The following is a 16,821-nucleotide window of genomic DNA, read 5'->3' as shown; positions in this document are numbered from 1 at the left end:
AAAACATGCGAAAATAGGTATAATATACGTTGTTATAGAAAATGGGGGTAGCAGAATGGCATTTAGTCTATTTTTAGATAAAGCACAAAATAACTTACAAATCGCAACTAACGGATTAAACCCCAACAATGTCTATCGGGAGGTATTAGCCTATCTCGATACCAAAATTCAAGCACGCAAAGGTCAACAAGTAACCGACTACTCGTGGACGCTTGACGCGGATTTATTTGAAGAATGGTATCAAAAATATGATAATATCACGACGTATGCGCAACCGCTTGATTACATTCGGGGCACAGACACGCGGGTTTTCCCGACGATTACACCACAAGCACAGTTTATTAAGGAAAACCATGTGGAACCGTATCCGTTCCAAGTTGATGGGATTAATTTTCTCATTGGGATTAAACGCGGCATAATTGGGGATGAGATGGGACTTGGGAAGACCCTCCAAACAATGTATGCCGCGGTGGATCTGATTAAACAAGGTCACGCCAAAAAAGTTTTGATTGTTTCGCCGTCAGCGGTTAAATATCAGTGGCAGGGCGAAATCGTTAAATTTGCCGGATTAGATAGTCTCGTTGTTGATGGTACCAAAGCCAAACGGGCAAAAGTGTATACCGAATTTTTTAACGCCGCCAACCCGACCCCGTTTTTGATTGCGAACTACGAAACAATCCGGACTGACATTGAGACGGTGGCGCCGTTGGTTGATGAATTTGTCGATGTTGTGATTGCTGATGAAGCGCACCGGATGAAAAATCGCGAGTCTAAGTTATTTGCTGCGATGATGCAGTTAAACTCAGAGTACCGCTTTGCTGCGACGGGGACACCGATGCAAAACAATCCAGAAGAACTTTATGCGTTGATGGAATGGATCAATCCTGAAATTCTCGGTTCCCTACAAGAATTTCGGCGAAAATACATTGTCTACGGTGAAAAATTTGGCCGGCAGTTAGCATTAGGTTACCGTAATCTTGATGAATTACGGAACCAGGTAGCTCCCGTGATGCTCCGCCGGATGAAAAAAGATGTCGCCAAGGACTTGCCTGAAATCATCAATAAAGATATTTACGTGGAAATGGATAAAAACCAAGCGGCATTGTATAAGCAAGTCACCAAAGACGCCACGTACGCGCAAGATGAATTTCAAACGGCCATGGAAACGTATAACCGGCAAAAAACAGGGGACGCCCCAAGTGATGCAATTATGCTGGGCTACCAATATCTTGAACAAGCGATTAGCGATGACCCACAATTGTTGCTAAATAGTGATAGTAGCTTGGCAAGTCGTTATATCAAACTAGCTGAAGCAGCTAAAAAGTCCGCTAAAGTCGAAGAATTAATCGAAGTAATGCGTGATTTCTTGGCGAGCGATTCACGAATCGTGGTCTTCACCCAATACGTGCAAATGGTTGATATTCTCAAAGAACGTTTCATGACTGAGTTTAAGCAGGAACCATTTGTGATTGACGGGCGAGTCGCGGCCCAAGATCGTACGAAGCAACTTGAAGAATCGAAAACCACGGCGCATAGTCGGGATATATTGTTGATGAGTGATGCTGGGAACTATGGTTTGAACGCGCAACAGTTCGATGTTTTAATTAATTTTGATCTGTCATGGAATCCGGCGATTATGCAACAACGCACAGGTCGGATTCACCGGATTGGTTCGGAAAATGAACAGGTGACAATTATCAATATGCTGACGCGTGACACGATTGATGAAAATATCATGAAGATGTTACATGAAAAAGCAACTATTGGGGATGCGATTGTTTAGTACAAATGTAATGACGGCTCTTTTTCGGTTGATGTGGGAATGAATATAAAGTGCCACTACGTGCCAGCAAATTACTTGGCGCACCACGATGGAAGCAACCTCCCAAGCCAAAGTGCGGTCTTGGGAGGTTCGGACAAGCTGGGAGTCTAAGGAATAAATTCCTAAGACTCCTCATCTTATCCTCAGCGGAAATATGTGCTCCGCGCATATTCCCCCAGTCGCGGTGTAAAGGCTGCGCCCGCCAAGTAATTTGCCGGCACTCCGTTAGTTAGTGGTAATACTCAAACTAGCGAAAAACATTCGTTGGTGGGTAAATTCAATCAAATCAGGTATCGTTGATTGTGTGATGTGATCAGAACTAGTGCTTAAGGTATATTCCGTGGCGCATGAGTATTCTTGAACAGAAATGACAATTTTACGATAGAATCAAAAAAGGATGGTACTCCAAGTGAAGGGCTCCAAAAAACTTAGACAATTTAATATTTATGCCGCAAGGGCTTGATTCCGAATTTCAACAGGGGTCAAGCCCTTGTTTTTTCGTGAGATGCGAACGTTGTTGAACTGTGAGACATATCGCGAAAAGCTTTCTTTGAATTGATCAATTGATACGAATTCTTTTCGCCAAATGAATTCACGTTTAGCCAAGCTAAAGAAACTTTCCATTGGCGCATTATCCAAACAGTTTCCTTTACGAGACATACTTTGAATTAAACCTACTTCATCTAGACGGTTTTGGTAGTGTTCCCCGGTCGCTATGCAGAATTGGTTGGACGCCATCAGGTAATACTTGTTGTAATTGATCAACACAGGCGGTTACTTGTGCCATATTTGGTGACGTCCGAATATCATATGCCAATATTTCTTTGCTATACATGTCGATAATCGCAGCTAAATATAGTTTGGTACCTAATAAATTTATTTGAGTCACATCAGTGGTTAACACGGTGTACGGCTGTGTAACCACAAACTTACTCTTACGCCCACTTGTAACTACGTAGTCACGACGAACTAGGTTCTCAGCGACTTTTCCGTGCTCTCCTTTGTAGATGAAACTTTGCCAGATTTTGTCCAGTAACACGTTGGCATTTAGCTTGATTGAACGCATAATACGGGCGACAGTTTCATCATCGAGACATAGCCAAATAAGAATAGTTCATCTTGGATCCGGCGATAACCATAAGTTTCATCACTACCAGCGTAAAGCCATTTAATAAGATCTTTGACTTCACTATATTTGTCGTAATTCAAACGTGCTCGATTGTAGTAAAATGTCTTGCGATTTAAACCTATGAACTCAAGTAAATCTTCCAGTTTGAATTGATGCCTTAACGATTCAACTACTTGCGTAAGTTCTTTATTCGTTGCTTTTCCATTCGCAAGGCTCGGCACGTAAAGTCGCTGTTTTAACTCTAGATTTTCTTGAATTAACTTGTCAGTTTCAGATTTAGGTTGTGGTTTAGGATTTGTCATATGCTTATTAGGCCTGCCTCGCTTGGCTTTTAGCGCATCAATTCCGCCTACATCGAATCGCGTTTGCCAGTGAATCACCATACTCGGTTCAATGTCGAATTTAATCGCAGTTTCTGTAATGCTTAAGCCATTAGTTAACATGTAGTCTAATATAGATAGCTTTTCATTACATCAAAATCTCTTTGATGCTTACGCTTTAATGAATCAAAACCATGAAGTTCTGCTTTTCTGATCCAACGCCTTATCACTGAATCATGAATGTTATATTTCTTACTCAATCCGCGCTGGCTAATACTTCCAGTTCGATATTCTTTCACTATCTCAATTTTTTGTTCGATTGTATATTTTGCCATAATAAAAGGGCTCCAAGTCAGTTAGATTTTGTCTAACTTTCTTGGAGCCCTTCAAAGTGCAAAAACTTGAGTTGCCATCCTTTTTTATTTTGCTTGTAAATGTTTAATGGTGGTTAGGCGACCACGGATCCGTGTATTCGTTGTTAAACGCTAACCACTAATCACGGATTCGCTGCATTATAAGCTGCCAAGGATTCGTTGGTTGCTTTTTCGGCCGCTTTTAATGACTTTGTGATATTGGCACCAGCATAAATGGCTTGCATTGCGGCCTCAACATTGGCGCGTTCAATTGGTAAGATTGGCACGAGTAAACCTTGGGTGACGACGTTTTGTTTACTAGTTTCTAGTTGTTGCGTTGGTACGGCGAGATTGGGATTCTTTTTAACGGCGGCTAGGACCTTGGGATCTTCCTTTGCTTTTTTGTTAGTAGCAAGGTAACCAGTTTCGAGGCGCCATTGCGCTTGTGATTTAGGGCTTGCGAGGAATTTCAAGAAATCCCAAGCACCATTTTTTTGTTCAGTTGATTTATCCTTGGTGACCCAGAGTGAGGCACCACCAATTGGTAATCCATTACGTGGTGTGTCATCAGGGTGTGGCAAGTAGGTCACGCCGACATCGAATTTTGCGCCCGCTTGAATATCACCGATTGAAGCGGATGACTGCATGAAGATACCAACTTTATTGCTTAAGAAACCGGCGAGCTGGTTAGTTTCAGCAACCGAACCGGCGCCGTAATTTGCAAAGGATTTGTTATCAATGTTTACTTTGGCCCATTGCATTAATTTAATCGCAGCGGGGCTCGTCATGTTTAGTTTGGTTGCGCGTTTTCCTGGTTCACGACCATTTTGATGGTTTGCCAGTTGGGCGTTTTGATTCGCTGTTAATTCTTCAAACAGCCAACCATAGGCTTCAAGGGTCATGCCTTTGGTTTTATTGTTAGTTTTTTGCGTGATGGCTTTGGCTAAATTAGTAATGTCACTATAGCTTGGATCAACAGGTAGCGCTTTGAGCCCGAGCTTTTTCACCAAAGTTTTATTGTAGTAGAGGACAGGAACCGATGAATTAAACGGCATTGAGCGGAGTTTATTATTCACGGTGTAGTACTTAACCAATCCGGGTTCGAGGTCGGACACGTCGTAGTTTGAGTCCGCATCAACGAAAGTTTGGACTGGTTCGGTTGCACCACTTTTGATGAGGGCACTAGTCGCAATTTCTTGGGCTTGGAAAATTGTTGGAGCAACATTTGACTTAGCGACGTTCAAATATTTCGGGAGCGATTCTGGGTACGCCCCTTGATATTCGGCAACAATTTTGTATTTAGTTTGTGAGGCGTTGTACTGGGACACTAATTTGTTCAGCGCGATTTGTGGCGCACCAGCCATTGAGTGCCAGTAGACGATTTTGATACGGGTATCATCTGCGCTCGTGGTAGTGAATTTACCGCTAACCCCTAATGTGGCAAATACTAAACCAATGACGACGACTAAACCCATCCAGAATTTCTTGTTTTTTAGTAACATGGTTTCCTCCATTAGCGTAAGTTAATTACTTGATGGCTCCGTCAACTAGCCCCGTTTTGAACGTTTTTTGACTGATGAAGAGCACAATTAGACTAGGTAAGACAATGATGACAGCACTGGCCATGATTAAGCCCCATGAGTTAACCGTATCAATTGATTGTAACTGTTTGAGACCAATTTGGGCCGTCCGAACATTGTCGTTAAAACTAGTAATTAGTGGCCACAGATACATATTCCAAGTGGTTAAAAAGGCGTAAGCTGCCAATGTGTTGATACTTAATCGCGAGTAGGGAATCACGATTTTGGTGAAGAACTGCCAATGGCCAAGGCCTTCTAAATCAGCGGCGTCTTTTAATTCAGCTGGAATTTGCAAGAAAGCTTGCCGTAAGAGAAACGTGCCAAAGGCTGAAGCGAGAAATGGAATCGTTAAGCCAGTGTAGTTATTCAACCAACCTAAATTCCGTAACGTTTGGAAGTTTGGAATTAACTGGGCTTCAAACGGTAACATCATCGTCGCAATGAAGAGATAAAAAATCGTGTTTTTTGCCGGAAATTTGATGAAGACAAAGGCGTAAGCCGCCAGAGCAGCTAGTACCACTTGGCCAATCATCACAATCATTGAAACCCACACGCTGTTAAGTAAATAATGCACGATAGGCGTGGTTGTAAAAGCATTCCAGTAATTCACCAGCGTTAACCGGCTGTGAAAATAATTACCAGCCATAATGGCATCACTTGGTAAGAAACTTAGCCAAATACCGACAAGGACGGGCAGTAAAATAACAAACGCAATCACAATGAGGGCGGTGTAGCTACTAATTTGTTTTCCGCGGCTGATTTTCATTGGTATGTGACCTTCTTTTCTGTGAATTTGAATTGCAAGAACGTTACTAACGCAATAATGCCACCCAAAATGATTGATTCAGTGCTGGCCTGGCCAACATTCAAGTTTACGAATGCATCTTGATAAATTTGGTAGACGAGCAAATCTGTGGCGTTGTTCGGGCCACCTTTAGTTAAAATATCGACTTGCCCAAAGGTTTGAAAGGCATTAATCAACGTCACTGTAGCAACGAAGAAGACGGTGGGTGAAATGAGGGGTAACGTAATATGCCAAAATTTAAACCAAGGCGTTGCGCCGTCAATTTCAGCTGATTCATATAAGTGGGTTGGAACCCCTTGGAGCGCACCGGATAACACTAAAAAGCTAAAACCAAGGTTGAGCCACACGCTTGAAATAATGATGGCAATTAAAGCCCAGGTTGGTGAGGTGAGCCACGCAATTGGTGTTTGGTGCAAAGCGGTGAGGACTTGATCAGATAAACCAGTTGCTGGTTGAAAGATAAACAACCACATTACCGAAGCAACCGACACGGAAACGCCCATGGTTGAAGCAAAAAATGTCCGAAAAATACCCAAACCGCGCAATTTTTGAAAAGCTACATTAGCCATCAGTAGTGAAATGCTAATGGTCAAAACGGTTGTTGCCAAGACAAAGATTAATGTTGTACCAATGCTCGAAAGAAACAACGGATTGCTTAATAGATGCAGATAGTTTTGTAACCCTACAAATTTAACCGGTAACCCAGTAGCGTTGGTGGTGGTAAAACTATAATAGAGCGTTTTGAAAATTGGATAAAAAACAAACACAAGTAATAAAATTACTGAAGGTGCCAGAAACAAACTTGCTTGGGCATGTTCACGAAGCCGGCGTTGCTTTTTTGAAATCACGCGCTGTGCTTGTGGTGCTTCGAGTACGTGCGTAGCTTCAGGATTTCCCATTTGTATTAACCTACTTTCGTTGCAGTTAGGACACTACCGGTCGCGGCATCAAAATAATGCACGGCATGTTGCGGAACATGGACGACTAGTGATTGGTTATGATTGAAGGTGTGTTGCCCTTGTAATTTAAATTGGACCGCTTGGTCGGCCATTTGCACGTTGACCAATGTTGCATTACCAAGGCTGGCGTAACTCGAAACTTGACCAGCTAGTGCTAAATCATTGGTTTGGCGTGCTGTCAAATACACGCTATCGGGCCGAATGCCAAAGAGAAAGGCTCCATCAGGCGATAATTCTAATTTGTGTTGCGGGTTCATATAACCGCGTAAGACGTTCATTTGGGGGGTGCCAAAGAATTTGGCGACAAACTCATTGGCAGGGGTGTTATATAAATCTAGTGGAGTGCCGATTTGTTGGACTTGGCCATCATTAATGACCATCACGCGATCGCCCATGGTCATTGCTTCGGTTTGATCGTGAGTGACATAAATGACAGTTAAACCGAGACGTTGTTGTAAGTCTTTAATCTCAGTCCGCATCTTTTCACGAAGTTGGGCATCAAGATTGGATAGTGGTTCATCCATCAGTGTAATTTTAGCGTTGGAAACAATCGTCCGTGCTAACGCCACTCGTTGGCGTTGCCCACCGGATAGTTCGCGGGGGAAGCGCGCCGCAAATTCCGTTAAACCCACCATGGCCAAGGCATCGGTTAAGCGTGACTGTTGCGTGGCGGCATTGACCTTACGCGCCCGTAAACCAAACAAGATATTATCGGCGACATTCATATTGGGATAGAGCGCATAGTTTTGAAAGACCATGGAAAGATTACGATCTTTTGGTGAGAAATCATTTGCGACGACATCATCAATCAATAGTTCGCCCTGTGAAATTTCGGTTAAGCCAGCAATCATCCGTAAAATGGTTGATTTACCACTACCAGAAGGTCCAACCATCACGAAAAATTCACCATCCTGAATCGTGAAATTAATATCATGGAGGATATTGGTTGTCGCAAAATCTTTCGCGATGTTTTTTAATTCAATGGTCATGTGTGTTTCTCCTTTGATTGCGTTAACGGCTGCATAAATTACTTCGTTTAAAAGGCCCAGACAGTTCCTTTGATTTTCGGTGAAAAATGCTCGAACCCCTTAAGGTTGAATACCATCACTCTACGGGAAAATTATTAATAATTGGTCGTGATTCTGTATCAATTACGTATATTTACATAGTTAATAACTAACCTTTACGCAATCGCAATTTTAGCGCGCTATTCTAACAATGTTGGCTTGTCTGGGGCATGCTCGTCCTTGGCAAATTAATCAATTAATGGGAATGGGGATTAATATTTATGGAACATATTGTGATTGCACACCGTGGTTTGTCTGGAATTGCACCGGAAAATACAGCACCGGCATTTACAGCGATGGCTGAAAAAGATGTCCAATGGTTGGAAACCGATATTGATATTACTAAGGATGGTGAGTTGGTCTTATTGCACGACAATAGTGTTAACCGGACAACAAACGGTCGCGGGAATTTGCATGAATTAAGTTATCACGATGTTCAACAATTAGACGCCGGTAAATGGTTTAATCCGACTTTTGCTGGGACAACAATTATGCCGTTAACTGATTTAATCCAATTAATCAACCAAGACCATTTACACGTGAACTTTGAATTGAAGGCGGTTTTTAATTCCGATGATCAAAACCTAGCAGGTGTCTTATTACAAAAATTCACCGAAGCATTAAAATTAATTGACCCCGCTAGCGAAATCATTGTGTCGAGTTTTAATCCGAAGCTACTGGCACAGTTCAAGGCACTGAATCCAGCAACGGCGACGGCCATCTTGTTTGAAGATGCGATCCCAACAAATTGGCTCGAAGTCGCCCAAGCAGTCCAGGCAGAATATATTCACCCCGACGCAGCATTTTTGACGGCGGCCCAAGTTGCAGAGTTTACGGAACAGGGCTTTCGCACTAATGTGTGGACAGTCAACACCCAAGACAAGGCAAGCGAATTGTTTAGTTGGGGTGTTCATGGAGTCTTTACTGATTTTGCCCATGAATTAACATTTCAACCCGCATTTATCTAGATAATCACTGATAAGCAAAATGGACTATATTTTTTCTAACGTGGGATTGTCGTTTCGGTACGTTTTAATCATCGAATTACTGAGGTTCTATTGTCAGCGGTTTTTCATGCTGCTGCCTGTGATTGGTAATTATTTTTCGCTAGTTTGAGCATTACGCCTAACTAACGAAGTGCCGGTAAATTGCTTGGCGGTCGCAGACTTTACACCACGACTGGGGTGATATGTGTGAAACACATGTCGCCGCTGAGGATAAGATGAGGAGTCTTAGGAATTTATTCCTTAGAGTCCCAGCTTATCCGAGTTGTTCAAGACCGCACTTTGGCTTGAACATGTGCTTCCAGCGTGGTGCGCCAAGTAATTTACTGGCACGTAGTGGTCAATTATATTCAATTCCACGTCAGCCAAAATAAAAAGGATGTCCGCTCAAGTAAATTGAGTGAACATCCTTTTTATTTTGGCGTAGTTAGCCGTATTTGTGATAAATTAACGGGCTGGCGCTAGTATTATTTGGCGTCTGCTAGGACGGTATTTTTAACATCAGCGATAGTTTGCGTACCTGCTAGTTGCATGTCAATTGTTAATTCTTTCTTGAAGTGATTGTATACATCGGTCACACCTTGGACACCACCGAGGCTCAAGCCCCAGAGCATTGGGCGACCAATTGCGACGATATCTGCGCCACTTGCGAGTGCTTTGAAGATGTGTTGACCGCGGCGCACACCAGAATCGAAGATAACTGGCACACGCTTAGCAACTACTGCGGCAATCTCAGCAAGGGTGTCAAATGAACCAGGGGCACCGTCGATTTGGCGACCACCGTGGTTACTTACCCAGATACCATCGGCACCCGCATTCAGCAAGTCTTCAATATCAAGTGGTGATTGCACACCTTTAACAATGACTGGCAAATGCGTGTAATCCTTGATGGCTTTAATATCAGCAAGTGAAAGCTTTTGCTTGGCTTTGGCATAAATGGCGGCAATTCCTTCACCTTCGCCGGAATCTGGTCCCGCAGTCTTAGCGGCCCAGGCGGCAAGATTCTTCATTGGTAGTGGGAAGGCAAAATTGTTCATAATATCACTTTCACGATAGCCACCCAAAGTTGAATCAGCCGTCAAAATAATGGCCTTGTAGCCATCATTAACTGCCATATCGAGAATCCAGTGATTAAAATCATCATCTTTACTCATGTAGAGTTGGAAGAACTTGGCGGTGTCAGGACTTGCTTGGGCCACTTCATCAACGGTGGCATTACCATACGTTGAGAGGCTAAAAATTGAGCCAGCGGCACCGACGCCTTGGACGGTATCTTTTTCCGCTTGTTCATGCACTAAGCCGTGTGCGGCAATCGGAGCAGCAATGATTGGGGCATCAATATGAATGCCGAACAGTTCGGTACTCATATCAGGTTTTTCAACATTGCGTAATACCCGGGGCAATATTTTCTTATGTTCAAAGCTAGTTACGTTTTCGCGGAGGGTAATTTCACTTTCTGCACCACCGGCTAAATAACCGAATGCACCTTTGTTCATTTTAGCTTTAACAATTGGTTCGAGCGCAGGAATGTTTACGATATCAATTGGACGTTCTTCAGTACTTGTGTGATATGCCATATGATTACTTACCTCTTAATTAAAATTTTTTACTTTTTGGTTGGATGCAATGCGTGCATCACCAATTCCGTTTCCCCGTTGCTTATGATAGTCCTTATTAACTAAAAGATAAACACTTATTATTAATAAGTTGATTACCCAAAGTTAATACTAACTTTCTATGTTAAAATGATAACAAATCATGCGTAATTTTGCTTAGAGTAGGGTTCTAGTTACCGACTTTGCACAAATTTGCGCGAATACAAAACATGAGATGCAACTTTGACGGAGCAAGTCGAAGTTGCACATGAATTAAAGGAGTTAGATTATGTATGTAACTTTAACACGGGGTTATGAAACCAAAACGGTCAAAAGTGGCTTTTCTTGGACGACTTTATTTTTTGGCTTTTTCCCAGCGCTGTTCCGTGGTGATTTCACCGGGGCGTTATTAATTTTTATTCTTGAGGTTATTTTTTCGTTGAATACATTTGGGTTTGGCTTTTCAATTGTCGGTCTAATTTTTTCATTTTTCTATAATAAGATGTACATCAACAAGCTTATCCGGCATGGTTGGCGTTTTTAACATAAGGTAGTAGCATTACTTGGTTAGGAATAATAGTGGGAGAACATCTTGGGGAATGATTGTTCTTAGTTGGGAGTAGGGGTTAGGGGAATGAAGTTTTTAGCGTTAATTAGTGTAGTTTTAAGTGGCGTGCTAATGTGGGTTTGGCATACTTTTACAACTCGGCTAGGTGCGATGCAGCATCAAATTCCAAATGTTATGGTCATCAACAACTGGTTACATGTGTATTTTTATGTGGTGATTTCTGCAATTATTCTGATAGTGTTGCTACTGATATTACGGAAACCAAAGTTATTAGCAGTGGGCATTGTTTTGCAGATTGGAATTCTTTATTACGCAGTCATCGGGCAAGCCAATGCGGTTAATCAACAAGATGTGCGGTACTTCAAAGTGGCAGCCGGTGGTGGTCGCTATAAAAAATTAGCATATAATGACGCTCGGCAATTAACGCGTGATACGGGACAATATCTGATATACGTTAATCCAGCAAAGGGTAAGCAAACGCGGGAATTGCAACAATACATTAAAGCACATGGTATCATCTTACGAACATTACGGATCCAAATTAATACTAATTTGAACTTGTTAGCAGCGACAGCTCACCAACCGCGACCCACAAGTACACCGATATTTGCTGATAAGCCAATGCTAATTGTCGTTGGCCAGGCATCGGTCATGGTGGTCAATAAAAAGGCTAAGCAACACCTCTTTGGAACAGTTAGAACCCATGAATTGAAAACAACGAGTGATTTTATCAACCAAATAGCACTTTTTTATCACTAGTACGTAGGCAGCTAGCACCACGCGGGAGTGCAATCCGTGTGGTTTTCACTGGATTTTTTGGTGCCTAACTATGTAAGTGAGTCGGCGGCGCATTTGTTCCGTGAAAATTAAAAAACAAAGATGCAGGCTAGTTTTTCGTAGCATTGAAGTGAACCCCCGGTATTGGACCAAAATCCAATACTGGGGGTTTTCGTTATGTCTAAATTTTCAAAGCATTTCAAAATTAAGTAGTACAACCAGTGACAGGTCTGACAGGTTGATGACGGGAAAATGACCGGTTTTTTAGCCTACGTGACACTGCCATGAAGTCAGTGATGCTGAGTGATTAGCAAAATTCAGTGACAGGTAATTAATATTAATGGTGAACTAAACGTATATATATGTATAGGAGAAAGTTTCTAAGCGAATTTAGCGCATACGTGTCATATGTTGCTAAAAGTCCTGATATGACGGCGTTTGAAGCTATGACGTGTACTAGATTTTTTGGGTGTCACGCGGTGTCACAGTTACACTTGCTTTGTTGCAAATGAAAAAGCGACAAGGCTTGGATACTCGCGAAAAATTAAACTTATCACTTACATAAGATTACCGAGTATTTTTGTGCTAGTCAAGAATTTTGGCGTAATTTTGTTTTGGTGCTTGCGAACGTTCATTCTCATTTGATATACTAATAACATGAAAACACGAAGCTCAAAAACTACATTAACCAAGGATGAACGACAACGATTACTCGGCTTATTGACGCCTGAGCAACGGGGTGTTATCCAAGAACACGTGCGCTTTCAACGGACGTCATTGTTTGCGAACCAAAATCTCCTTGGTGAATCGACCAACTGGGAATTTATGGCGTATCACTTTAACGATAACTATGACGATAATCGGGGGCCACAATTGTTCTGTGATTGCGGTCGGCGCTTGAAACACCAATATATTTTACGTAATTTAAACAGTGGTAAAACATTGAAACTCGGTATAAGTCATTTTGCCGATCACACAGATATTCCAGAAAAGGTTATGAAACAGCTCCAAACCGAAATCCACCACTTAGACTTTGGTTTGGATGAAACTCTCCGCCGTTTTCGCCGTGGCGTTAAACTTAATCCAGAAATGCAAGCGTGGTTCCTCAAAGAAAAACCCGAACAGTTTGGCCAATACACTTATGAATATGCCCAAGCGGGATTGCCTTTAACCGTTGAAGATACACAGTTAGTTCGCAATGAATTTGCCAAGTATGAACGCCGTATTCAAAAGGCCAGTGAACCAGCAAAACCACGGACGCGGCGCACAAAAAAAGTCAAAAAAGCGGAAAATAAAGCCAAGGTCGACATGTATTTAAAGGCCTTTGACTGGTAGTTAATTAGCACTCGTGCCGTTTGTGGAAGAAAGGAAAATAACAATTGGATTATTTAGAAAGCTTATCAAAATCTGAATTCAAAGCTATTTTCCAAGCAGATGCGGAGCATTACCGTGCTGAGGTTGAAGCACAGCTAGCCACATTTACTCGCCGCCAAACACGAAATAGTGTTTTATATGCGATATTAGGAGTGGTGGTGTTATTTTTTGCGGTACTCGTAATTGATGACACATGGCTGCGATTTGCCTCGGTAGCGTATGCTGTATTTATACTAATAATTAGCTTGTTTCTCGAAATTAGTGCGCAGTACTCGATGCGCAAATATCGGTATCATTTTAGTGATTGGGTGGCTCAGATGTGGGCGGCTATCGCGAAAAATTTAGATACACCACAGCCAACGAATTTTGAAGATGCTAACTATTTTTACCGGAATCTTAATCGATCAAAAAAAGTCCGCATGGTGCGCATTGAAAAAGCATCTAGCTTGAAGTTCACATCGCATGACAATCATTTAAATTACGCATTTGGTTGGGCAGATTTTCACTCAAAGGGCAAGCGATTCAAACGGCAGGTACCAATTATTTTCTATGTAGGCGCTGATATATTAAATTAACGTAATCTATTTTGTTGATAATGCAAGTTCATAATTTACTAGTATTTTTAATAAAACTCAACTTCCCACTGCTTTCGTCTATTGATGACGAGGGCTATTTCTAATCGAGTTAGCTAATGCTGATGATACGCATTAGCTCCCATTTTGAACCCGGTTTTAAGCATTGCTACGTCACAAATGTGCATGTATAGTAACGACTGGGAATTTAGAATTTTGAAATGGGGCACGTTGACGTGAAACTCACAGTAACAAATGTTGGGCATAATGAATTACAAAAAGTAATTACCATATTGGTTGATGACCAAATTGTCGTTAATAAATTATTGAAACAGACCGAAACTTTCACGATAGAAGCTGATGATGTCACCGTACGAATTGGTGAAGGCTTCACCAAATGGTCTGAACTGTTGCGCTATATTGGCATTGTGGCATTCTACTGTATAGTTGCATTCGGCTTGGCACTGCTTACGCGTGGTGAAGGTTCTGGTAGTGGCTTAAGGATTAGGGGTGCATCAAGGACGTTCATTGATGAAGCCAATTTAACATTTGGTCAGAGCGATGCAACGATTGAATATGATTCTAACAATGAAGGGAGCATATATAAGTCCCCGGATCATTCGGTTACGATTCGTTACCGACAAGTCTCAACTAAGGTCAGAGTTTTATGGGTTGAATTTAAATTTTTAATGCTAATTGGTGTATTTTTGTTAATTGATTATGGTTTAATCGTCTTGATTCACGGGGTTTTAGGTGTTGCAGCAGTATTGTGTGCAGCCGGACCGCTTGAATTAGTCGGCGCGGTATTAATGCTCACGTCTATTAAAAAAGCTCGAAAATATATAATTAAAACAAAATGAGGATTTGTTATTGATTTCTCATTTTAAAGTGCTATATTAATACTTATCGAATAACGTTGAAGAGATAAGTACAAATGCAAGCGGGTCTGAATAGAGAGCTAACGTGGTGGTGAAAGTTAGTGACCCAGTGTTTTGGAAAATGGTCTTGGAGTTACTGTCATCGTGAGCAGTTTTACTGTAAACCGTGTCCGGGTGCGCCCGTTAAAGCGCAAGGGTATCGGCATATTGGTATGCTCGTACTTATTGAGGATGTTACAGTAATGTGCATCGAACTCGGGTGGTAACGCGAAAATTTCGTCCCGCAGTCTTTAATTAGACTGCGGGACTTTTTTTGCTCTATTTCGTCTGACGGGGATTGAATAAATTTGGCCACTACGTGCCAGTAAATTACTTGGCGCACCACGCTGGAAGCAACCTCCCAAGCCAAAGTGCGGTCTTTGGAGGTTCGGATAAGCTGGGACTCTAGGGGATAAATCCCCAAAACTCCTCATCTCATCCTCAGCGGAAATATGTGCTACACACATATTCCCCCAGTCGCGGTGTAAAGGCTGCGCCCGCCAAGCACTTTACTGACACTCCGTTAGTTAGGAACAATGATCAAACTAGCGAAAACAGTTACCAACCATAGGCCGCAGTAGCATGGGAAATACACCGACAACAGAATCTCAGTAATTCGATGATTAAAAAGTACAGAAACGACAACCCCCATGATAGAAAAAATATAGCCACTTTTTTGTCGTAAGCGCACAACTAATAGACACACACTGAAGGAGTAGCAAATGAGTAATTTAGAAATCAGTGACTGGACGCAAATTATTCAAGCCAGCACGCAACATGATCCAATTAGTGGGGCAATCAACACGCCCATCCAATTATCATCAACATTTGATCAAAAATCATTTGATGTCTTTGGTGAGTATGATTATGCACGCTCAGGTAATCCGACTAGGCAAGCAGGGGAAAATGCGATTGCGACCTTGGAACATGCCAAATATGGTTATTTATTCAGCACCGGGATGGCTGCGATTAGTAGCGTCCTGCTAACGCTGTCTAAGGGCGACCACGTAATTGCTAGTAAACATGTCTACGGGGGTACGTTCCGGGTTCTAACGGACGTTTTACCACGCTTTGGCATCGAACACGATTTAGTCGATTTTGCTGACTTAGCCGCAATTGAAGCGGCAATCAAGCCGAATACCAAGTACCTGTATATTGAAACACCATCAAACCCGGTGTTGCACATTACGGATATTTTGGGGGTCGTCGCAATTGCGCAGAAACATCATTTAGTCACGATTGCTGATAACACGTTCATGTCACCATTTTTGCAAAAACCGCTTGATTTGGGCGTTGATATTGTGGTTCATTCCGCCACGAAATTCTTAGCCGGACACTCCGATATTTTAGCTGGGGCGGTTGTGACAAATGACCAAGGATTAGCCGACCAGATTTATTTTATGCAAAATGCGGTTGGGGCAACGCTTGGCGTGACCGATACATGGTTACTACTACGTGGTATCAAAACACTGGGTGTGCGGATGCAGCAATCAAGTAATAGCGCTCAGAAAATTGCGGAGTACTTATCGGCTAATAAAAAGGTTACGCGGGTCTTGTATCCAGGGTTACCAAGCCACCCCGGTTATGCAATTCAGCTTAGCCAGGCTAAAAGTGGCGGTGCAGTTTTAAGTTTTGACGTTGGTAGTGAAGCGAACGCCCGCACCGTGGTGGAGGCGTTGCAACTTCCCGTATTCTCCGTTAGTTTAGGGGCAGTCGAAACGATTTTGAGTTACCCACCCAAGATGAGCCACGCTGAGCTAGATGCAGCAGAGTTGCTTGAAAATGGAATAACTCCTGGATTATTACGCTTTTCAGTTGGGTTAGAAGATGTCGCCGATTTAATTGCCGATTTAGACCAAGCACTGGCATTAATTTAAAACGAATAGTTAAAAGAAAATATTCGGGAATCTGAACACAACGAAATTACGCAGGTACCGGTCGGGCTGCCTGAATCTAATGAAATTATGAAGGGTGCCGAT

At 42.3% G+C, this 16,821-nt stretch carries 17 protein-coding genes; 8 read left to right on the top strand and 9 right to left on the bottom strand.

What is annotated here, in order from left to right; translation table 11 throughout:
* Positions 1-55 precede the first annotated feature (55 nt).
* Positions 56-1,783: a DEAD/DEAH box helicase gene (locus EQG49_RS00840; RefSeq protein ID WP_133362180.1), complete on the top strand. Its 1,728-nt coding sequence runs from the start codon at positions 56-58 to the stop codon at positions 1,781-1,783.
* Between the two features lie 483 nt (positions 1,784-2,266).
* On the opposite strand, the gene EQG49_RS00835 is transcribed toward EQG49_RS00840, so the two are convergent.
* From EQG49_RS00835 to EQG49_RS00800, 8 genes are all read right to left on the bottom strand, one after another.
* Positions 2,267-2,482, bottom strand: coding sequence for an IS3 family transposase (locus tag EQG49_RS00835; RefSeq protein ID WP_165964700.1), 216 nt, complete (start codon positions 2,480-2,482; stop codon positions 2,267-2,269).
* Positions 2,483-2,501: 19 nt separating this feature from the next.
* The gene (locus tag EQG49_RS00830; protein ID WP_133362178.1) at positions 2,502-2,888 is read right to left on the bottom strand and encodes a DDE-type integrase/transposase/recombinase; all 387 of its coding nucleotides are present in this window, start codon (positions 2,886-2,888) and stop codon (positions 2,502-2,504) included.
* On the bottom strand, positions 2,870-3,394 hold the full coding sequence (locus EQG49_RS00825; RefSeq protein WP_133362177.1) for a helix-turn-helix domain-containing protein: 525 nt from the start codon (positions 3,392-3,394) through the stop codon (positions 2,870-2,872). Before EQG49_RS00825 ends, EQG49_RS00830 begins: the two co-directional genes overlap by 19 nt.
* Positions 3,395-3,399: 5 nt before the next feature.
* Entirely contained in the window at positions 3,400-3,606 is a 207-nt protein-coding gene (locus tag EQG49_RS00820) for a helix-turn-helix domain-containing protein (RefSeq protein WP_133362176.1), read from the bottom strand.
* A 161-nt stretch (positions 3,607-3,767) separates the two neighbouring features.
* Positions 3,768-5,126: an ABC transporter substrate-binding protein gene (locus tag EQG49_RS00815; protein WP_133362175.1), complete on the bottom strand. Its 1,359-nt coding sequence runs from the start codon at positions 5,124-5,126 to the stop codon at positions 3,768-3,770.
* 25 nt (positions 5,127-5,151) lie between these two features.
* Complete coding sequence (locus tag EQG49_RS00810; RefSeq protein WP_423245975.1) at positions 5,152-5,964, bottom strand: carbohydrate ABC transporter permease; 813 nt, start codon at positions 5,962-5,964, stop codon at positions 5,152-5,154.
* Positions 5,965-5,966: 2 nt separating this feature from the next.
* Positions 5,967-6,908, bottom strand: a complete 942-nt coding sequence (locus tag EQG49_RS00805) for a carbohydrate ABC transporter permease (protein WP_133362173.1) — start codon at positions 6,906-6,908, stop codon at positions 5,967-5,969.
* A gap of 5 nt (positions 6,909-6,913) precedes the next feature.
* Positions 6,914-7,957 (bottom strand): ABC transporter ATP-binding protein, encoded by a 1,044-nt coding sequence (locus tag EQG49_RS00800; protein ID WP_133362172.1) that lies wholly within the window; start codon positions 7,955-7,957, stop codon positions 6,914-6,916.
* Positions 7,958-8,256: 299 nt separating this feature from the next.
* On the opposite strand from EQG49_RS00800, the gene EQG49_RS00795 reads away from it, so the two are divergent.
* The gene (locus EQG49_RS00795; RefSeq protein WP_133362171.1) at positions 8,257-9,003 is read left to right on the top strand and encodes a glycerophosphodiester phosphodiesterase family protein; all 747 of its coding nucleotides are present in this window, start codon (positions 8,257-8,259) and stop codon (positions 9,001-9,003) included.
* A gap of 503 nt (positions 9,004-9,506) precedes the next feature.
* Here the strand turns inward: EQG49_RS00795 and EQG49_RS00790 are convergent.
* Positions 9,507-10,616, bottom strand: coding sequence for an alpha-hydroxy-acid oxidizing protein (locus EQG49_RS00790; protein ID WP_133362170.1), 1,110 nt, complete (start codon positions 10,614-10,616; stop codon positions 9,507-9,509).
* A gap of 307 nt (positions 10,617-10,923) precedes the next feature.
* Between EQG49_RS00790 and EQG49_RS00785 the strand changes: the two genes are divergently transcribed.
* From EQG49_RS00785 to EQG49_RS00760, 6 genes are all read left to right on the top strand, one after another.
* Positions 10,924-11,178 carry a DUF2628 domain-containing protein gene (locus EQG49_RS00785; protein ID WP_133362169.1) on the top strand — a complete coding sequence of 85 codons (255 nt, stop codon included), beginning with the start codon at positions 10,924-10,926 and terminating at the stop codon, positions 11,176-11,178.
* Between the two features lie 90 nt (positions 11,179-11,268).
* A complete protein-coding gene (locus EQG49_RS00780) occupies positions 11,269-11,961 on the top strand; it encodes a hypothetical protein (RefSeq protein ID WP_133362168.1) in 693 nt (230 codons plus the stop codon).
* 675 nt (positions 11,962-12,636) lie between these two features.
* Positions 12,637-13,314, top strand: coding sequence for a hypothetical protein (locus EQG49_RS00775; protein WP_133362167.1), 678 nt, complete (start codon positions 12,637-12,639; stop codon positions 13,312-13,314).
* Between the two features lie 44 nt (positions 13,315-13,358).
* Positions 13,359-13,928, top strand: coding sequence for a hypothetical protein (locus tag EQG49_RS00770; protein WP_133362166.1), 570 nt, complete (start codon positions 13,359-13,361; stop codon positions 13,926-13,928).
* A 233-nt stretch (positions 13,929-14,161) separates the two neighbouring features.
* Positions 14,162-14,785 (top strand): hypothetical protein, encoded by a 624-nt coding sequence (locus tag EQG49_RS00765; protein ID WP_133362165.1) that lies wholly within the window; start codon positions 14,162-14,164, stop codon positions 14,783-14,785.
* Positions 14,786-15,579: 794 nt separating this feature from the next.
* Positions 15,580-16,719, top strand: a complete 1,140-nt coding sequence (locus tag EQG49_RS00760) for a trans-sulfuration enzyme family protein (protein ID WP_133364500.1) — start codon at positions 15,580-15,582, stop codon at positions 16,717-16,719.
* Positions 16,720-16,821 lie beyond the last annotated feature (102 nt).

It is taken from the genome of Periweissella cryptocerci (assembly GCF_004358325.1).
Classification (GTDB): domain Bacteria; phylum Bacillota; class Bacilli; order Lactobacillales; family Lactobacillaceae; genus Periweissella; species Periweissella cryptocerci.
This window is presented reverse-complemented; position numbering and strand designations above follow the sequence as displayed.